This is a genomic window from Micromonospora sp. NPDC005305, from assembly GCF_040607315.1.
In the GTDB taxonomy this organism is placed as follows: Bacteria; Actinomycetota; Actinomycetes; order Mycobacteriales; family Micromonosporaceae; genus Micromonospora.
The window spans coordinates 238,932-257,287 of sequence record NZ_JBEXGL010000007.1; the positions used below are offsets into that span (position 1 = coordinate 238,932).

The 18,356-nt window shown below is 75.2% G+C and carries 15 protein-coding genes; 9 read left to right on the forward strand and 6 right to left on the reverse strand.

Features of this window, described 5'->3' with window-relative positions; all coding sequences use genetic code 11:
• Nucleotides 1-125 precede the first annotated feature (125 nt).
• The 6 genes from ABZS80_RS14950 to ABZS80_RS14975 all read left to right on the forward strand — a co-directional run bounded on the left by ABZS80_RS14950 (nt 126) and on the right by ABZS80_RS14975 (nt 7,161).
• Nucleotides 126-635 (forward strand): SigE family RNA polymerase sigma factor, encoded by a 510-nt coding sequence (locus ABZS80_RS14950; protein ID WP_355056217.1) that lies wholly within the window; start codon nt 126-128, stop codon nt 633-635.
• Nucleotides 632-1,141 (forward strand): hypothetical protein, encoded by a 510-nt coding sequence (locus ABZS80_RS14955; RefSeq protein WP_355056218.1) that lies wholly within the window; start codon nt 632-634, stop codon nt 1,139-1,141. Before ABZS80_RS14950 ends, ABZS80_RS14955 begins: the two co-directional genes overlap by 4 nt.
• A gap of 243 nt (nt 1,142-1,384) precedes the next feature.
• Nucleotides 1,385-2,851, forward strand: a complete 1,467-nt coding sequence (locus ABZS80_RS14960; RefSeq protein WP_355056219.1) for an AlkA N-terminal domain-containing protein — start codon at nt 1,385-1,387, stop codon at nt 2,849-2,851.
• Nucleotides 2,848-3,360, forward strand: coding sequence for a methylated-DNA--[protein]-cysteine S-methyltransferase (locus ABZS80_RS14965; RefSeq protein WP_355056220.1), 513 nt, complete (start codon nt 2,848-2,850; stop codon nt 3,358-3,360). Before ABZS80_RS14960 ends, ABZS80_RS14965 begins: the two co-directional genes overlap by 4 nt.
• Before the next feature lie 37 nt (nt 3,361-3,397).
• Nucleotides 3,398-5,212: an ABC transporter ATP-binding protein gene (locus tag ABZS80_RS14970; RefSeq protein WP_355056221.1), complete on the forward strand. Its 1,815-nt coding sequence runs from the start codon at nt 3,398-3,400 to the stop codon at nt 5,210-5,212.
• Nucleotides 5,209-7,161 (forward strand): ABC transporter ATP-binding protein, encoded by a 1,953-nt coding sequence (locus ABZS80_RS14975; protein WP_355056222.1) that lies wholly within the window; start codon nt 5,209-5,211, stop codon nt 7,159-7,161. The genes ABZS80_RS14970 and ABZS80_RS14975 overlap by 4 nt, the downstream gene beginning before the upstream one ends.
• A gap of 131 nt (nt 7,162-7,292) precedes the next feature.
• Here ABZS80_RS14975 and ABZS80_RS14980 read toward each other — a convergent pair whose 3' ends face one another.
• Complete coding sequence (locus ABZS80_RS14980; RefSeq protein WP_355056223.1) at nt 7,293-9,008, reverse strand: hypothetical protein; 1,716 nt, start codon at nt 9,006-9,008, stop codon at nt 7,293-7,295.
• A 169-nt stretch (nt 9,009-9,177) separates the two neighbouring features.
• Between ABZS80_RS14980 and valS the strand changes: the two genes are divergently transcribed.
• Nucleotides 9,178-11,742 carry a valine--tRNA ligase gene (gene valS / locus ABZS80_RS14985; protein ID WP_355056224.1) on the forward strand — a complete coding sequence of 855 codons (2,565 nt, stop codon included), beginning with the start codon at nt 9,178-9,180 and terminating at the stop codon, nt 11,740-11,742.
• Between the two features lie 72 nt (nt 11,743-11,814).
• Here valS and ABZS80_RS14990 read toward each other — a convergent pair whose 3' ends face one another.
• From ABZS80_RS14990 to ABZS80_RS15010, 5 genes are all read right to left on the reverse strand, one after another.
• Nucleotides 11,815-12,294 carry a hypothetical protein gene (locus ABZS80_RS14990; RefSeq protein WP_355056225.1) on the reverse strand — a complete coding sequence of 160 codons (480 nt, stop codon included), beginning with the start codon at nt 12,292-12,294 and terminating at the stop codon, nt 11,815-11,817.
• Between the two features lie 194 nt (nt 12,295-12,488).
• Nucleotides 12,489-13,199, reverse strand: a complete 711-nt coding sequence (locus ABZS80_RS14995; RefSeq protein WP_151464729.1) for an ABC transporter permease subunit — start codon at nt 13,197-13,199, stop codon at nt 12,489-12,491.
• 3 nt (nt 13,200-13,202) lie between these two features.
• Complete coding sequence (locus ABZS80_RS15000) at nt 13,203-14,156, reverse strand: ABC transporter ATP-binding protein (RefSeq protein WP_355056226.1); 954 nt, start codon at nt 14,154-14,156, stop codon at nt 13,203-13,205.
• Nucleotides 14,153-15,034, reverse strand: coding sequence for an ABC transporter permease (locus ABZS80_RS15005; protein WP_355056227.1), 882 nt, complete (start codon nt 15,032-15,034; stop codon nt 14,153-14,155). Before ABZS80_RS15005 ends, ABZS80_RS15000 begins: the two co-directional genes overlap by 4 nt.
• On the reverse strand, nt 15,027-15,941 hold the full coding sequence (locus ABZS80_RS15010) for an ABC transporter ATP-binding protein (RefSeq protein ID WP_151464732.1): 915 nt from the start codon (nt 15,939-15,941) through the stop codon (nt 15,027-15,029). The genes ABZS80_RS15005 and ABZS80_RS15010 overlap by 8 nt, the downstream gene beginning before the upstream one ends.
• Nucleotides 15,942-16,083: 142 nt before the next feature.
• On the opposite strand from ABZS80_RS15010, the gene ABZS80_RS15015 reads away from it, so the two are divergent.
• Nucleotides 16,084-16,644, forward strand: coding sequence for a DM13 domain-containing protein (locus ABZS80_RS15015; protein ID WP_355056228.1), 561 nt, complete (start codon nt 16,084-16,086; stop codon nt 16,642-16,644).
• Nucleotides 16,645-16,757: 113 nt separating this feature from the next.
• A complete protein-coding gene (gene cysC / locus ABZS80_RS15020) occupies nt 16,758-18,287 on the forward strand; it encodes an adenylyl-sulfate kinase (protein ID WP_355056229.1) in 1,530 nt (509 codons plus the stop codon).
• The last annotated feature ends 69 nt before the right edge of the window (nt 18,288-18,356 follow it).

The window sequence follows — 18,356 nt, forward strand, 5'->3', positions numbered from 1 at the left end:
GAGTTGGTGGCGCGACCGTACCGACCACTACCGACACTTTCGTCGCCGGGATCCGTTGCCACGCCAGGGATAGCTGGCGTGAGCTGGGGCGTCTGTATTGGTGACGACGACGAGCGGGAGGGTGGGTGGACGAGGACGACCGGGCCCGGCTGGCCGAGTTCGTGACCAGCCGCACGCCGGCGCTGATGCGGGTCGCGTACCTGCTCACCGGCGACCGGCATGCGGCCGAGGACCTGTTCCAGTCGGCGCTGGCCAAGACCATCCCGAGGTGGCGGACGCTCCGGCACGCCGACCCGGAGGGCTACCTCCGCACGGTCATGTACCGGGAGCAGGTGAGCTGGTGGCGGCGGCTGCGGCGACGCCGGGAGACGGCGCTCACCGGGGCCGCCGAGGCGGTCCAGCCGGACCCCAGCGGCGGCACCGACGTACGCCTGGCGATGCGGGCGGCGCTGCGGCTGCTGCCGCCGGCCCAGCGCACGGTGCTGGTCCTGCGCTACTACGAGGACCTCACCGAGACCCAGGTCGCCGAGGCGCTGGGATGCACGGTCGGCACGGTGCGCAGCCGGACCCACCGGGCGGTGACCCGGCTGCGCCAGCTCATGCCGGACGTCGAACTCCTGGAGGTACGGCGGTGACCACGCCCTTCGAGGACCTCATCCGCGCCACCCTCTCCGACCTTGCCGAGGAGGCACCCAGAGTGCAGGACCAGTTGACCCCGGCGGAGCGCCGGTTCCGGAACCGCCGGCGGACCACGGTGACGCTCGGCGTGGCGGGCGTGGTGGCCGCCGTGCTGATCGGCGCGCCGATCGCGCTGGCGGCCGGCGGCGCGGACGCTCCCCGCCCGGCCGCGCCGTCGGCGCCCCCGACCCCAGCGGGCCCGTCCCCGTCCCCGGCCGTACCCACGGTGCGTCCGTCCCCCTCCCCCGCCGGACCCACCGTGGTCCCGTCGCCCACCGGCGTGCCGGGCCCGCCCGGTGACCCGACGGCCGGGCCCGTGCCCAGCGCCTCGCCGCCGGGCCGCCCGGGCCGCCCGGTGCCGAGCCCGAGCCGGCCGGGCGAGCCCACCGCGGTCCCCTCCCCCGCGGCACCGGGCGGCGCCCCGGGCCCCCTGCCCACCGCGTCCCCCAGCCCGCGCCGCTGACCCCGACGGCCCGGCGGGCGCCGTCACCGCCCCGGCAGGCGGCGGCCGGGCGGGTCGACCGCGACGGGTGGAACGCCATGGAGGTGTCCCGGCCCCGGTGGCCTCCATGGCGTTCCACTCACCGGTGGCACGGCGGCGGGAGGCGGCCGCGCGACCCCTCCCGGAGCCCGGTTTCGAGCGCGCGCACGGCCGCGTCCGAATCCCGCCAGCCGGTGGCCCGACCTGCGAGGCAGGATCGGTGTCATGGAACTCGACTTCGAGCGGTGCTACCGGGCCGTCGACAGCCGCGACCAGCGGTTCGACGGCTGGTTCTACACCGGCGTGACGTCGACCGGGATCTACTGCCGGCCGTCCTGCCCGGCGACGACGCCGAAGCGGCAGAACGTCCGGTTCTTCCCGTCGGCCGCCGCCGCGCAGGGCGCCGGGCTGCGGGCCTGCCGCCGCTGCCGCCCCGACGCCGCCCCGGGCTCCCCGCAGTGGGACGTCCGGGCCGACGTGGTCGGGCGGGCGATGCGACTGATCGCCGACGGGGTGGTCGACCGGGACGGCGTGCCGGGGCTGGCGGCGCGGCTCGGCTACACCGAGCGGCACCTGCACCGGATGCTCCGGGCCGAACTGGGCGCCGGGCCGCTGGCGCTGGCCCGGGCGCAGCGGGCACAGACCGCCCGCATCCTCATCGAGACCACCGGGCTCGGCCTGGCCGAGGTGGCGTTCGCCGCCGGGTTCGGCAGCGTCCGGCAGTTCAACGACACCGTCCGCGAGGTGTACGGGGCCACCCCGTCCGAGCTGCGGGTGAGCCGGGGCGGCCGGCGGGCGGTCGGCGGGGCGGGCACCATCACGCTGCGGCTCGCGTACCGGCCGCCGTTGCACGTGGGGGCGCTGCTGGACTTCCTGGCGCTGCGCGCGCTGCCCGGCGTCGAGGAGGTCCGCGACGGGGCGTACCACCGGGGGTTGCGCCTGCCGCACGGGCCCGGCACCGTGTCGCTGGCCCCGGCCGACGGGCACGTGGCCGCCACCCTGCGGCTGGCCGACATGCGCGACCTGGCACCGGCCGTGGCCCGCTGCCGGCGGCTGCTCGACCTGGACGCCGACCCGGCCGCGGTCGACGCCACCCTGGCGGCGGACCCGGCCCTGGCCCCGGCGGTGGCCGCCGAACCCGGCGTCCGCCTCCCGCACGCCGTGGACGGCTTCGAGATGGCCGTCCGCGCCGTCACCACCCAGCAGATCTCCCTCCGCTCGGCCAGGACCACCCTCACCCACCTCCTGGCGGCCACCGCGGCGCCACCCGCGGACGAGGTCGACGGCGACGCCGCCGACGACCGGCCACGGGGCCTGCGGGCGTTTCCCAGCGCCGAGGAGGTGCTCGGGGCGGCGGACAGCGCGTTCCGGATGCCGGGGGCGCGGCGGGAGACGATCCGCGCGGTGGCGCGTGCCGTCGCCGACGGGGACCTGGACCTGGCACCGGGTGGGGACCGGGAGGACGCGGTGCGGCGGCTCACCGCGCTGCCCGGGGTCGGGCCGTGGACCGCGGGCTACGTGGCCATGCGGGCGCTCGGCGACCCCGACGTCCTCCTCCCCACCGACCTGGGCGTACGCCGGGGCGCCGCCGCGCTCGGCCTGCCCGACGACCCGAAGACCCTGAACGCGTACGCGGACCGCTGGCGCCCCTGGCGGTCGTACGCGGTGATCCGACTCTGGAGAGCGGCATGACCACACTGGACAGCACCGTCATCGACACCCCCGCCGGCCCGCTGAGCGTGCTCGCCGGCCCCGACGGGGCGGTACGCGCGGCCGGCTTCACCGCCGACCCGGCGGCCCTCGTACCCCTGGTCCATCCCGGACTGCGCGGCGCGCTGCGCGAGCGGGCCGACCTCGGCCCGGTGACCGCGGCGGTCCGCGCCTACCTGGCCGGGGACCTGACCGCGATCGACACCGTCCCGGTCGCGCAGCAGACCGGCGGCGCCTTCATGGCCCACGCCTGGCAGGTGTTGCGGGAGGTCAAGCCGGGCGACCCCGTGACGTACACCGGTTTCGCGGCCCTGGCCGGGCGGCCGGCGGCGGTCCGTGCCGCCGCGGCGGCCTGTGCCCGCAACGCCGCCGCGCTCTTCGTGCCCTGTCACCGGGTGCTGCGCACCGACGGCACGCTCGGCGGCTACCGCTGGGGGCTGGACGTGAAGAAGTGGCTTCTCGGGCATGAGGGACGGGTGACGGCTAGCTGACAGCGGTGATGTCGCCCCCTGACGCTACCGTCGGGTAGTGCCTGCGCAGAGCGACGGCAACCACGTGGCGTGTCCCGACGCCCGTCCCCACCCGCTGCGCAACCTCTGGCGACTGCGGCCCTACCTGCGCCCCCACGCGGCCGAGTTCGCCTGGCTGCTGCTCGCCGCGCTGACCGCCACGGCGGCCAGCCTCGCCGTGCCCCTGGTCGTGCAGCGGGTGGTGGACGGGCCGGTGGCCCGGCACGACGAGGCCGGGCTGCTCCGGCTCGGCGCCCTCGCCCTGCTGCTCGGCCTGGCCGAGGCGGTGCTGATCTTCATCCGGAGGTGGGCCCAGTCCTCCTCCTCGGTCGGCATGGAGGCGGCCATCCGCGCCGACATCTACGCCCACCTGCAACGCCTCCCGACCGACTTCCACGACCGGTGGCAGTCCGGCCAGCTGCTCTCCCGGATCACCAGCGACCTGTCGGTGATCCGCCGGTTCCTCTCCTTCGGCCTGCTCTTCCTGGTGCTCAACCTGATCACCTACGCCGCCGTGGTGGTGCTGCTGATCCGGCTGCACCCCTGGCTCGGCCTGCTGGTGGGCGCCAGCGCCATCCCGCTGTTCCTGATCAGCCGCCGGTTCGCCCGGCACTACCACGCGGCGTCCCGCCGCATGCAGGACCAGCAGGGCGACGTGGCCACGCTGGTCGAGGAGACCGCGCAGGGCCTGCGCACCATGCGGGCGTACGGGCGGGGGCCCGAACTGGCCGCCCGGTTCGCCACCGGCGCCCGCCGCCTGCACGACACCGGGATCGGCAAGGCCCGCCTGCTGGCCCGCACCTCCGCCCTGTTCGACCTGGTGCCCAACCTGACCCTCGCGGTGGTGCTGGTGGCCGGCGCCGCCGCCGTCGCCCGGGGCACGCTCAGCATCGGCGAGCTGGTCGCCTTCGTCAGCCTCCAGCTCATGCTGGTGTGGCCGGTGCAGTCGCTCGGCTGGATCATCGCGAACGGGCAGGAGGCGGCGACCGCCGCCGACCGGATCCAGGAAGTGCGGGACACCCGGCCGTCCATCGTCGACGCTCCGCACGCCCGCGCGCTGGACCGCACCGAGGTGCGCGGCCGGCTCCGCTTCGAGCGGGTGAGCTTTCGCTACCCCGGCAGCCCGGCGCCGGTGCTCCGCGAGATCGAGCTGACCGTGGAGCCCGGTGAGACGCTGGCCCTCGTGGGTGCGACCGGCTGCGGCAAGAGCACACTGCTGTCCCTGGTCCCCCGGCTGCACGAGGTGACCGGCGGCCGGGTCACGCTGGACGGGCACGACCTGCGCGACCTGCGGCTCGGCTCGCTGCGCCGGCTGGTCGGGGTGGCCTTCGAGGAGCCGACCCTGTTCTCCATGTCGGTCTGGGAGAACCTGACGCTGGGCCGGCCGGAGGCCGGCGAGGAGGAGGTCCGGGCCGCGCTCGCGCTGGCCCAGGCCGAATTCGCGTACGACCTGCCGTGGGGGCTGGCCACCCGCGTCGGCGAGCAGGGGCTCTCCCTCTCCGGCGGGCAACGGCAGCGGCTGGCGCTGGCCCGGGCGGTGCTCGGCCGGCCCGCGCTGCTCGTGCTCGACGACCCGCTCTCCGCGCTCGACGTGCACACCGAGGCCCTGGTCGAGGCGGCCCTGCGCCGGGTGCTGCGGGACACCACGGCGCTGCTGGTGGTGCACCGGCCGTCCACGGTGGCACTCGCCGACCGGGTGGCCCTGCTCGACGGCGGCCGGATCGTCGCCGTGGGCACCCACAGCGAGCTGCTCGCCGAGGTCCCGGCCTACCGGGCGGTGCTCTCGGCCGCGCCGGAGCGGCAGGCGGACGGCGTCGGCCTGGTGCGGTCGTGACGGGGGCCGCCGGCCCACCCCGGATACCCCAGCAGCGGGGCGCCCCCGACCGGGCCCGGCAGCGCGGCGACCCCGACCCCGACCGGGCCCGGCAGCGCGGCGACCCCGACCTCGACCTGTCCCGGTGGCGCGGGCGGGCCACCGACCCCGACGCCGACCGCAGCCGGGCCGAGGACTCGTCGCCGGAGGCGGTGGCCCGGCTCCGGACCCGCAGCCGAGCCCTGATCCGCGACCTGCTCCGCCCGCACCGGGCCCGGCTCGGGCTGGCGGTGTCCCTGCTGCTGGCCCAGAACGCCGCCGCGATGGCCGGCCCGTACCTGGTGATGCTCGGCATCGACCGGGGCATCGGGCCGCTGCGGGCCGGCGACCCCGGCCCGCTGGTCGCCGTCGCCGCCGCGTTCGTCGTCGCCACCGCCACCGAGTACGCGACCCGGCGCGCCTTCCTCGCCCTCGCCGCCCGGATCGGCCAGGCCGTCCTGCTCGACCTCCGCAAACGGGTGTACGGCCACTTCCTCCGCCTCGACGTCGGCTTCCACGAGCGCTACACCTCGGGCCGGATGGTGTCCCGGCTGACCAGCGACCTGGACTCGATCGCCGAACTCGTCGACGGCGGGATCGACAAGCTGGTGATGGCCGCGCTGTCGGTGCTGTCCGTGGCGGGCATCCTGCTCTGGCTGGACCTGCCGCTGGCCGCGGTCACCCTGCTCGCCTTCCCGTTCCTGTTCTGGCTGTCCCGCTGGTTCGCCCGTGCCTCCGCCGGGGCGTATCGGCGGACCCGGGAGGCGGTGGCGCTGGTCATCGTGCACTTCGTCGAGTCGCTGCGCGGGATCCGGGCGGTGCAGGCCTACCGGCGGGAGCCCCGCAACCAGCGCATCTTCGCGGCGGTGAACGACGACTACCGGCAGGCCAGCCTGCGCGCGTTCCGGCTGATCGCGGTCTACTCGCCGGGCATCCGGCTGATCGGCAACCTCACCGCCGCGGCGGTGCTCGGCTACGGCGGCTGGCGGGTGCTGGGCGGGCGGACCGAGGTCGGGGTGCTCGCCGCGTTCCTGCTCTACCTGCGCCGGTTCTTCGAGCCGATGGAGGAGCTGAGCCAGTTCTACAACGCGCTGCAGTCGGCCACCGCCGCGCTGGAGAAGCTGGCCGGGGTGCTCGACGAGCGGCCGGCCGTGGCCGAGCCCGCGCGACCGGTGCCGCTGCCCGCCGGCCCGGGGCGGGGAGCGGTGGTGTTCCGCTGCGTCCACTTCGGCTACCGGCCCGAGGCGCCGATCCTGTCCGGGCTGGAGCTGACCGTGCCGGCCGGGCAGACCGTCGCGCTGATCGGGCCGACCGGCGCCGGCAAGTCCACCATCGCCAAGCTGCTGGCCCGGTTCCACGACCCGGCGTCCGGCACCGTCAGCCTCGACGGGGTGGACCTGCGCCACCTCGCGGACGCCGAACTGCGCCGGGCGGTGGTGCTGGTCACCCAGGAGAACCACCTGTTCAGCGGCTCGGTAGCCGAGAACATCCGGTTCGGCCGCCCGGACGCCGACGACGCGACCGTGGAGGCCGCCGCCCGCGCCATCGGCGCGCACGACTTCATCGCCGCGCTCCCCGACGGGTACGCCACCGACGTGCACCGGCGCGGCGGCCGCCTCTCCGCCGGGCAGCGGCAGCTCGTCGCGTTCGCCCGGGCGTTCCTGGCCGACCCTCGGGTCCTGATCCTCGACGAGGCCACCTCGTCGCTGGACGTGCCCACCGAGCGCATGGTGCAGCGGGCCCTGCGCAGCGTCCTGCGGGACCGCACCGCGCTGGTGATCGCGCACCGCCTCTCCACCGTGGAGACCGCCGACCGGGTGCTCGTCCTCGACGACGGGCGGATCGTGGAGGACGGATCCCCGACCGAGCTGGCCGCCGCCGGCGGCCGGTACGCCGCCCTGCACCGCCAGTGGCGCGACTCCCTGCTCTGACCCGCCCGCCCCGCAGGGACGACGCCCGCGATCAGGGAGATGTTGGAAGCTGAGCGCCCCTGGAGGGGCGGTTTCCTTCCAAGATCTCGACGGGTGCCGGCGGGTTTCGCCGACCGGTTCGGTTCGGCGCGTCAGTCGGCGCGCGGTTCTTCCCGCTCCGCCTGTCCGGCAGCGCCGGAACCGGGCGGGGATTCCCCGGCAGGACCCGGACCCGGCGCGGGATCCCCGGCCGCGTCCGCACCTGGTCCCACCGGAGCTGCGGTCTCCGGACCCGAAGACTGCCCGACGCCGGCCGGAGCCGGCGCGGCGGATGCCGAGGGCGGAGCCGTGGCCGGGGCGGTGGGTGGCGAGGGCGGGGCCTGGGCGGCGACCAGGGCGGCCTCGGCGCGCAGATCGCGGCGGATGCGGTCGATTGCCCGGCCGAAGCCGAAGAGCAGCACCAGGACCAGCGCGGCCACCCCGGTGAGCACCGGAATCGTCAGTGGCGGCTCGCCCCGGTCGGTGCTCAAGCCGCGGAGCAGCGGCGGGGCCAACGCGAGGGCGGAGAGCACCAGCGCGGCCATCCCGAGCGCCAGCACCCCCGCCACCCGCCCCGACTCCTCCACGCCACCGCCCGCCACGCCACCGCCAGAGACGGTCGCGCCCGGGACGGTCGCGCCGGGGGTGGTGGCGCCGGTGGTGGCGGCGAGCGCCAGGCCGAAGCCGACGGCCAGGCCGAGCCCGATCGCCGAGAGCAGCGACGGCACCTGCCCGGTGGCCGGCAGCTCGGCGCGGACGACCGGTGCGGCGAGCGGCATCGCCAGCGCGGCCAGCAGCAGGCCGGCCGCGTCCCAGGGCAGCAGGTTCGGTGTGAAGCGGGCCAGCGCCGCGCCCGCGGTGACCGCCGCCAGGCCGACCAGCGCGACCAGGGAGGCCTGCGCCGGGTCGCCGGCGAAGGTGAGCCGCAGTCCGACGAGCAGGAGCGGACCCGCGGCGAAGCCGAGCACCACCCAGCGGGCGGCCACCGCCCGACCGGCCCGGTACGCGTAGCCGAGCAGCACCAGCGCGGCCACGGTGGCGACGGCCACCGGCGAGAAGTAGGCGAAGGATTCGACGAACTGCTCCCGGCGCGGCCCGACCAGGCCGTCCTGGCTGATCCGGAACACGTCGACCACCCACCAGCGGATCACCAGCCCGCCGAGGGTGACCAGCGCCGCGACGGCGGTCGCCACCAGCGGGCCGATCCACGGCCGACCGGAGGGCGCGCCCGGGCCGGGCCGGTCGCGGTGGGCGAGCACCGCGGCGACGACCACGACCAGCATGGTCACCCCGACCTGGGCCGGCCACACGCGGCCGCCGTCCGGGTAGCCCACCCCCGCCGCCTGGCGGAGCAGGTCCTCGACGGCGGAGTGCAGCACGAGGCCGGCGGCCAGCCCGGCGGCGAGGGGCCAGCGCAGCGACCGGGCGGGCCGGGACAGCGCCAGCAGCGCCCCGCCCAGCACCAGCCCGGCGCCGAGGGCGCCGGCCAGCACGGTCAGCACCTGCCCGGTGGTGGGCGACTGGCGGGGCACCAGCCCGACTCCGTGGTCGAAGGCCAGCTCGCCGGCCAGGTAGTCGAGCGCCAGGCCGGCCGCGGCGACCGGCCAGCCGGGCAGCCGGCCGAACGCGGCGACGCCGGCCAGCACGACGGCGAGGAGCGCGCCGCCGGCCAGTGCGACAAGCGTGACGGTGAACTCCGCCGGCCCGAACGGGAAGCCCTGGGTCAGGTCGGCGAAGCCGGTCTGCCGGGCCACGGCGAGCCCGCGGGCCCCGAAGAAGGCGCCGACGGCGATGGCCGCGACCGTGCCGGCCATTGTGGACCAAGTCACCAACGGTGTACGTGCGATGTCGTCCATGGCGATGCCTCCCCCGCGTCCGTGGACGGGCCGATGCTGTCACACGCCGCCCTGGCTCGCTGTCCCCGCGGAGCGGGGGCCCGATACCGCCACGAGGCCGAAAGTCGTGGAGCGGCGCGCGCCGGCTGCCTACGATCGGCTGATGACCGATACGGCGAGGACGGCCCGCGCCGGCGTCCCCGAGCGTCCGACCCTGGACGGCATCGAGGAGACCTGGGCGCGCCGCTGGCAGGAGGACGGGACGTACGCGTTCGACCGCACGAAGGAGCGGTCGGACGTCTACGCGATCGACACCCCGCCGCCGACCGTATCGGGCGAGCTGCACATGGGGCACGTCTTCTCCTACACGCACACCGACACGGTGGCGCGGTTCCAGCGGATGCGGGGCCGCACGGTCTTCTACCCGATGGGCTGGGACGACAACGGCCTGCCCACCGAGCGGCGGGTGCAGAACGTCTACGGGGTGCGTCCCGACCCGGCGCTGCCCTACGACCCGGGCTGGCGGCCGCCGGCGACGCCGGTGAGTGAGGCGGCCCGGAAGGACCCGGTGGCGATCTCCCGGCGCAACTTCATCGAGCTGTGCGAGGTGCTCACCGCGGAGGACGAGAAGGTCTTCGAGGCGCTGTGGCGGCGGCTCGGCCTGTCGGTGGACTGGTCGCTGACCTACACGACGATCGGGCGGGCGGCCCGGGCGACCAGCCAGCGGGCGTTCCTGCGCAACCTGGCCCGGGGCGAGGCCTACCAGGCCGAGGCGCCGACGCTCTGGGACGTCGGCTTCGCCACCGCGGTGGCCCAGGCCGAGCTGGAGGACCGGGAGCGACCGGGCGCCTACCACCGGCTGCGTTTCCAGGCGCCCGGCGGGCGCGAGGTGTTGATCGACACGACCCGGCCGGAGCTGCTGCCGGCCTGCGTGGCGCTGGTCTGCCACCCCGACGACGAGCGCTACGCGGGTCTGGTGGGCACGTCGGTGCGTACCCCGTTGTTCGGGGTCGAGGTGCCGGTGCGCGCACATCCGCTGGCGGACCCGGCCAAGGGCACGGGCATCGCGATGGTCTGCACCTTCGGTGACCTGGCCGACGTGACCTGGTGGCGGGAGCTGCGGCTGGACACGCGGGTGGTGATCGGCCGGGACGGGCGGCTGCTGCCGGAGCCGCCGGCCGGCGTGCCGGCCGAGCCCTACGCGGCGGTGGCGGGGCAGACCGTGAACGGCGCCCGGCGCACGATCGTCGAGCTGCTGGCCGACGCGGGTGACCTGGTGGGCGAGCCGCGGCCGATCACCCACCCGGTGAAGTTCTACGAGCGCGGCGACCGGCCGCTGGAGATCGTCTCCACCCGGCAGTGGTATCTGCGCAACGGCGGCCGGGATCTCGACCTGCGCGAGGAGCTGCTGGCCCGGGGGCGGGAGCTGCGCTGGGTGCCGGAGCACATGCGGCACCGCTACGAGCACTGGGTGGGCGGCCTGACCGGTGACTGGCTGGTCAGTCGGCAGCGCTTCTTCGGCGTGCCGGTGCCGGTGTGGTACCGGCTCGACGACGCTGGCGAGCCGGACTGGTCCCAGCGTCTCACACCGGATGAGTCGATGCTCCCGGTCGACCCGTCCAGCGAGCCGCCGCCGGGTTACGAGGAGGCGCAGCGGGGGGTGCCGGGCGGCTTCGTCGGCGACCCGGACGTGCTGGACACCTGGGCCACCTCGTCGCTGACCCCGCAGATCGTCGGCGGCTGGGAGACCGACGAGGACCTGTTCCGGCGGGTCTTCCCGATGGACCTGCGCCCGCAGGGCCAGGAGATCATCCGGACCTGGCTCTTCGCCTCGGTGGTGCGGGCGCACCAGGAGCAGGGCGTGCTGCCCTGGCGGGACGCCGTGCTCTCCGGCTGGATCCTGGATCCCGACCGGAAGAAGATGTCCAAGTCCAAGGGGAACGTGGTCACCCCGGTGGGGCTGCTGGAGCAGCACGGCTCGGACGCCGTCCGCTACTGGGCGGCCAACGGCAAGCCCGGCATGGACCTGGCCTTCGACCCGGCGCAGATCAAGGTGGGTCGCCGGCTCGCCACGAAGCTGCTCAACGCGTCGAAGTTCGCCCTCGGGCTGGGCGCCGCGGACGCGCTGCGGGCCCCGGCCACGGCCCCGTTGGACACCGCCATGCTCGCCGAGCTGTCCGGCGTGGTCGCCACCGCGACCACCGCCTTCGACGGGTACGACCACACGGCGGCGCTGATCGCCACGGAGGCGTTCTTCTGGCGGTTCTGCGACGACTACATCGAGTTGGTGAAGGAGCGCGCCTACGGCACCGGGCCGGGGGCCGACTCGGCCCGGGCGGCGCTGGCCACCGCGCTCTCGGTGCAGCTGCGGCTGTTCGCCCCGGTGCTGCCCTTCGTCACCGAGGAGGTCTGGTCGTGGTGGCGCTACGGGTCGGTGCACCGGGCGCCGTGGCCCACCACCTACGAGGTGGGCCGGGCCGTGCAGGGGCCAGGTGACCCGGAGCTGCTGCGGCTGGCGGCGGACGCGCTGGGTCAGGTGCGCCGGGCGAAGTCGGAGCGGAAGCTGTCGATGAAGGCGGAGGTGCCGCTGGCCGAGGCGCTCGGGCCGGCGGCCCTGCTGGACCGGCTGACCCTGGTGGCCGACGACGTGCGGGCGGCGGGCCGGATCGCCAAGCTCGACCTGCTCCCCGACCGCACCACCGAACTGGTCGTCGCCTGCGCCTTCTGAGCCGCCGCACTAGCCCGGTCCGCCGGGAACGGAGTGGCTGCTCGGTCACTCCGTTCCCGGTGAGCGGCCGGCTCAGGTGGCCGAGCAGGCGGTTTCGAGCTGCTTCACGGCGGTGGTCAGCGGAGCCTTGCTCGGCGCCTTCTTCGGAGCGGTCGCCCAGGTGTCGGCCAGCTCCGACATCGCGGTCGCGACCCCCTTCACGGCGTCGTTGACCGTGTCGCTGGTGGTGAAGGCGTTCACGTAGAGCGACGCGGCGCCGGCGGAGTACTGGGCGCTGACCGCGGAGTGCCCGGCCGGCGGCCCGATCTTCTCCGCCGAGGCGACCTTCTTCAGCGCGGCCTTGATGTCCTTGTCCGCGGCGGCGCAAGCGGCCTTCGTGGCGGCGTCCATGGCGGGCGTGGCCGGCGCGGTGGCGCTCGGCGCGGCGGCCGGCGTCGTGGTCGTCGCGTCGGTGCTACCCGACGCCGCCGGCTTGGCGCCGTCGTCGCAGCCGGTCATGACGAGCACCGCCACAGCGGCCGGAATCAGCAGTGCGAGCCGAGTTCTGCGCATTCGTTTCTCCCCGTTGGTCTCGTGCCTGGGCCCGCCGGAAGCTACCAGACCGTGAGGTCGTCGCGGTGCCGGACATCGACGGTCCGGTGGCGCCGCGGTCCATTGGGGACGTGGGCGTTCGCGGATACGAGCGGGGCCCCGCCCGGCGCGCCTGGTGTCGGCGGCGCCGGGGCAGGGCCCTTGCGCGCGGCGGGTCAGCTGGTCTCGCCGGCCACGCTGAACGAGCGGAGGCGGTCGATCGCGAGGGCGGTGAAGCCGACCGCGATCAGCGCGCTCATCACCGAGGCGACCGGCACCGACACGTCGCTGGTGAGCAGTCCGGTCGGCGCGATCCGGTCGGCGAGGGTGATCACGTACTGCTGGATGGAGAGCACCTTCGTGCCGCTGACGAAGTTGCCGAGCAGCCCCTCCCAGATCAGCACGTAGACGAGGCCGAGCAGCACCGGCCGCCGGGTGACCAGGCTGAGCGCGACGAAGAACGCGCAGTAGGCCAGCGACCCGATCGACGCGGCGACGGCGAGCGCCAGGCCGAGGCGTACCGAATGGGCAAGCACGCCCGCGACGTAGAGCGGCACGGCGACGGTGACCGCCGTGACGCCGGCGGCCACGGCCAGCTTCGGCAGGACGATCTGCCAGCGCGGCAGCGGCTTGGTGAGAATGTGCACCACCGTGCCGTCGTCGATCTCCGCGCCGAGTACGCCGGTGCCGACGATCAGCGCGACGACCGGCAGCACGACGGCCAGGCCGAGCCCGACCAGCACGGCCGGCCCCCACTCGCCCGGGTCGACGCCGAGCGAGCGGGAGAGGATCGCCAACACCAGCAGCAGCGCGGGCAGCGGGAGGAGCAGCAGGAACCGGCGCCGGCCGAACAGGCCGCGCGCGGTGATCCAGGAAACGGTCGACATCGTTCAGCTCCCCACCAGGTAGGAGAAGACGCTCTCCAGCGATTCGTCCTCGGGCGTCAGCGACCGGACCCGGAGGCTCCGGGCCAGCGCGATCTTCGGCAGCGCCCGGGTGAAGGCGCCGTAGTCGCCGGCCTGCACGGTCAGCCCGTCCCGGCCCAGTTCCACCCCGGTCACCGACTCCTCGGCCATCAACGCGACAGCGAGAGCCCGGTCGTCGGTGGAGCGGACCCGGAAGACGTGCGGCCGGTTGGTCATCAGCCGGCGGATGGTCCGGTAGTCGCCGGAGGCGGCCAGCCGGCCGGCGACCATCACCTGCACGGTGCCGGAGACCTGCTCGACCTCCTCCAGGATGTGCGAGCTGAACAGGATGGTCCGGCCGGCGTCGCCGAGCCGGTGCAGCAGGGCCATCATGTGCAGCCGCTGCCGCGGGTCCATCCCGTTGAACGGCTCGTCGAGCAGCAGCACCTGCGGGTCGTGCACCAGGGCGGCGGCCACCCGGGTCCGCTGCCGCATGCCCTTCGAGTAGGTGCCGATCTTCCGGTCCTGCGCGTCCTCCATCTCGACCAGCGCGATGGCCCGGCGGGCCGCCGCCTCCGGGTCGGACAGCCGGTGCAGCTTGGCGCTGGCCAGCACGAACTCGTACGCGCTGAGGAAGGAGTGCACCGCCTCCCGCTCGCTGACCAGGCCGAGCCGCCGGTAGACCTCCGGGTTGCGCCAGGTCGGCATGCCGTCGAGCGTGACCTCGCCCCGGGACGGGGAGAGGAAGCCGGCCATCATGTGCAGCAGGGTGGTCTTGCCGGCGCCGTTCGGGCCGAGCAGCCCGGTCACCCCGGGGCCGAGCCGCATGGTGACGTCGTTGACCGCCACCACGTTGCCGTACCAGCGGGAGACGCCGGCCAGGTCGAGGGTGGAGGCGGGGGTGGCCGGGGCCGCCGGCTCCGCGCTGATCGTGGTCATCGGGCGGCCACCTTCCGGTATCGCAGCAACAGCAGGGCGACGCAGCCGGCCACCAGCAGCACGGCGACGGCCACGTAGACCGGCCCGAAACCACCGATCTGATCTTCGGTCTGCCCGCCGGGGATGAGCAGGTCACCGAGGGTGTACTGGCCGACAGCATGGACCAGGGCGGTGGGCGAGCCGAGCATCGCCAGCTCGTTGACCGTGCGGGACGGCATGATCGACAGGATGCCGACGATCGGGGCGGTCATCAGGAACACCGCCACGATGCCGCCGGCCCCGAACGCCCGCTTGCCGGTGAGCGAGGCAATGAGCAGTCCGACCGAGGCGAAGACCACCGCCCACAGGGCCGCGTAGAGCAGGCCGGGCAGCAGGTCGAGCAGCTCGTTCCAGACCCCGTGCATCCCGTCGTCGGTGGTGAACGCGGCGCCCAGGAACATCACCAGCTGCGGCGCGCCGAGCAGCAGCCAGAGCGCGGTGCCCAGCGCGCCGAGCTTGGCCAGGGCGTAGTCGCCGCGGGGCAGCGGGCGGGAGAAGTAGAGCGGCAGCACGCCGCTGTGCAGGTCGCGGGAGACCAGCTCCGGCCCGACCACCGCGACGAAGAAGATGACCAGCCAGCTCATCGCGTCGGCGAACTGGGCGTACGTCATGACGACCTGGCCGGTCTGGGTGCGAACCGCGGTCAGCCCGGCGGCGACGATCAGCACGATGCCGACCACCAGCCAGGGAAAGATCTTCGCCTTGGCGGAGCGGCCCAGCCCGAACGCGGTCCGCAGGCCGTGCAGGTAGAGCGCGCCGAAGACGTGCCGGCGGCCGAGCCGCGGGCCGGTGTAGCGCTGATAGCCGATGTCGTGGATGACGCCGGTCGGCTCAGACATGGCTGGGCTCCCTCGTGGCGAAGAGTTCGGCCACCCGGTGCCGCCGCTGGTCGAGCCGGTGCAGCGGCAGGTCCAGCTCGGCGACCGCGCCGATGATCAGGTCGTAGGTGGCGTCGTCGGCGAGCGGGACCAGCAGCAGCCGCCCCTCCCGGGACACCGGCAGGTCGAGCGCGGCGAGCCGGGCGGCCAGTTCGTCCGTACCCTCGCTCACCTCGACGGCGAGCACGTCGGTGGCGGTGGTCATCGCGGAGATCCGGTCGGCGCGCAGCAGCCGGCCGCCGTCGATGGCGACCAGGGTGTCGCAGATCCGCTCCACCTCACCGAGCAGGTGCGAGCAGACCACCACCGAGATGCCGAACTCGGTGCCGATCCGGTGGATCAGGGCGAGCATGGCGTCCCGGCCGGCCGGGTCGAGGCCGTTGGTCGGCTCGTCGAGCAGCAGCAGGTCCGGGTCGTGCACCAGGGCCTGGGCGAGCTTCACCCGCTGCTTCATGCCGGTGGAGTAGCCACCGACGGCCCGGTGCCGCTCCTCGTGCAGGCCGACGTGACGCAGCGCCTCGGAGGCCCGTTCCCGGGCGACCGTGCGGGGCAGCCCGCTGATCCGGCCGAGGTGGGTGACCAGCTCGGCGGCGGAGAGGTCGGGCGGGAGGGCGTCGTGCTCGGGCATGTAGCCCACGCGGGCGCGGACGGCCGCGGGATCGGTGGTGGGGTCGAGGCCGAGCACGGAGACCCGGCCGCTGGTCGGGGCGAGCAGGCCCAGCAGGATCTTGATCAGGGTCGACTTGCCGGCGCCGTTCGCGCCCACCAGCCCGATGATCCCCGGCTCGACCGACACGGTGAGGTCGGCCAACGCGGTGACCCGGCCTCCGTACGTCTTGGTCAGCGACTCGGTCGCGAGCAGTGTCACGCGGCCAGCGTAGGTAGCCCGAGCCCCTCCCGGTATCGGGAAACGCTCGGGGTTGCCCCTGATTCCGCCCGGACGGGTCGGTAAGGCTTCCGTAAGCGGCCGGGCCGGTGACCGTGGGCCGCCGCGGCGGCAGACTCGACCCATGTCGATCCGCCTGCTCCGCGCTCCGCTGACCTGGGTCGCCGTCGCGGTCCTCGCCGCCGGCGCGGCCACCGGCCTGTACTGGTTCCAGCCGTGGAAGCTGGTCACCGACACCGAGGTGCACGAGAAGCTCACGGCGGTCTCCGCCGAGCCGACGCCCCCGCCCGGCACCGCCACGCCGGCCGCCGCCCCCGCGTCCACCGGGCCGGTGCTGGTCAGCCGGGGTGACTTCGTCAGCCACGAGCACGAGACCCGCGGCGGCGCCCGGATCGTCCGCACCGCCGACGGCCGGCACCGGCTGGAACTGGTCGGGCTGGACACCTCGAACGGTCCGGATCTTCAGGTCTGGCTGACCGACCAGCCCGTTCGGACCGGGCCGTCCGGGTGGCACGTGTTCGACGACGGCCGGCATGTGGCGCTCGGCCCGCTCAAGGGCAACCGCGGCGACCAGGCGTACGAGATTCCGGCCGGGACCGACTTCAGCGGGCTGACCAGCGTCTCGATCTGGTGCGAGCGGTTCGCCGTCTCGTTCGGCGCGGCCCCGCTCACCGCCGCCGGCTGAGACCGCCCCGGGACGGCCGGTTTGCCGGCCGGTTACCGGGAGGTGGAGTGGCGCTCTCGACCGATCGCCGGTGGGCTGAGAAACTATGTGCCGGCCGGTGAGTTGGGGGTTTCATGAGCAACGGGTGGGTGCTGCCCGAGGACGTTCTCCGGGATGCGCCGGCGTACGCGCCAAGGCCCGGTGAGCTGGCCGATCTGGAGTTGCTGCTGACCGGGGCGTACGCCCCGCTGACCGGCTTCATGACCCGGGCCGACCTGGCCTCGCTGGGCCGGCGTGGCCGGCTCGCCGACGGCACGCCGTGGCCGGTGCCGGTGACGCTGCAGGTGCCGGCCGCGCTCGCCGAGGGGCTGGTGCTGGACGACCCGCTGCGCCGGGCGCTGGTGCTCACCGACGGCGAGGGCGCGCCGGTGGCCGCGATGGACGTCACCGACGTCTGGCCGGTCCGCGAGGGCGTGGCGGGCGTGGGCGGCGTGGTGCGCCGGCTGGGTGACGGCGGCCACGGGCCGTTCCAGCGGCTGCGGCGCAGCCCGGACGAGGTGCGGGGGCTGCTGCCCCCGGGGCGGGTGCTCGGCGTCTTCGCCGACCGTCCGCTGCACCGGCCGCAGCTCGCGCAGATCGCGCACGCCGCGCGGACGCTCGGCGCGCACCTGCTGGTGCTGATCCCGGTGGGTGAGGAGGCGACCGGCGGGGTGCCGGCCGAGGCGCTGGTGCGCAGCGTGTTCGCCGCCCGGGACCGGATGCCCCCCGCCACCCTCGTGGCGGTGCCGCTGGCCCGGCGGCGCGACGAGATCAGCGACGCGCTGCTGCGCGCCCGGGTCGCGGCCGCCTACGGGGTGACCCACCTGCTCTCCACCGAGGGCATGCTCTCCGGGGCGGGCCTGCGGGTGCTGGTCCCCCGCGAGCTGGCCTACGACAGCCGCGACGGGCAGTGGCGGTGGCGGGAGGACATCCCGCCGCGCAACCGGAAGCTGGCGCTCAGCCAGGAGGAGATCGACGACCTGCTGGACCGGGGCTTCCCGCTGCCGGAGTGGCACACCCCGCCGGCGGTGGCCAAGGAGCTGGCCCGGGCCCGCCCGCCGCGCCGCCACCGGGGTCTGGTGATCTTCCTGACCGGCCTGTCCGGCTCCGGGAAGTCGACCATCGCCCGTGGGCTGGCCGACCATCTGCGCGAGGGCGGCGACCGGACCATCACGCTGCTCGACGGGGACGTGGTGCGCCGGGAACTCTCGGCCGGGCTGGGCTTCAGCAAGGCCGACCGGGATCTCAACGTGCGCCGGATCGGCTGGGTGGCCGCCGAGATCGCCCGGCACCGGGGGGTGGGCATCTGCTGCCCGATCGCCCCCTACGCGGCGGCCCGGGCCACCGCCCGGGAGATGGCGCACGCCGCCGGGGCTGGCTTCCTGCTGGTGCACGTGGCCACTCCGCTGGAGGTCTGCGAGCAGCGCGACCGCAAGGGCCTGTACGCGCGCGCCCGGGCCGGCCTGATCACCGGGATGACCGGGATCGACGACCCGTACGAGGAGCCGACCGACGCCGACCTGGTGGTGGACACCACCGACATGACCGTCGAGGAGGCGGTCCAGCGGGTCATGGAGCACCTCACCGAGAGCGGTTGGGTGGAGCCCCGCCTCCAGCCGGCCTGACCCCCGGCACGACCGACCGCCGCCGTTCCGCCCCGGGACGGCGGCGGTTCCGCGTTTACTTCCGTTGTC

Bases quoted from the DNA above. Each gene is read 5' to 3' on its own strand.
- ABZS80_RS14960 (WP_355056219.1), top strand. From the start codon at position 1,385: ATGGAACTCGACTTCGAGCGGTGCTACCGGGCCGTCGACAGCCGCGAC.
- ABZS80_RS14965 (WP_355056220.1), top strand. From the start codon at position 2,848: ATGACCACACTGGACAGCACCGTCATCGACACCCCCGCCGGCCCGCTG.
- valS (WP_355056224.1), top strand. From the start codon at position 9,178: ATGACCGATACGGCGAGGACGGCCCGCGCCGGCGTCCCCGAGCGTCCG.
- ABZS80_RS14990 (WP_355056225.1), bottom strand. From the start codon at position 12,294: ATGCGCAGAACTCGGCTCGCACTGCTGATTCCGGCCGCTGTGGCGGTG.
- ABZS80_RS14995 (WP_151464729.1), bottom strand. From the start codon at position 13,199: ATGTCGACCGTTTCCTGGATCACCGCGCGCGGCCTGTTCGGCCGGCGC.
- ABZS80_RS15000 (WP_355056226.1), bottom strand. From the start codon at position 14,156: ATGACCACGATCAGCGCGGAGCCGGCGGCCCCGGCCACCCCCGCCTCC.
- ABZS80_RS15005 (WP_355056227.1), bottom strand. From the start codon at position 15,034: ATGTCTGAGCCGACCGGCGTCATCCACGACATCGGCTATCAGCGCTAC.
- ABZS80_RS15015 (WP_355056228.1), top strand. From the start codon at position 16,084: ATGTCGATCCGCCTGCTCCGCGCTCCGCTGACCTGGGTCGCCGTCGCG.
- cysC (WP_355056229.1), top strand. From the start codon at position 16,758: ATGAGCAACGGGTGGGTGCTGCCCGAGGACGTTCTCCGGGATGCGCCG.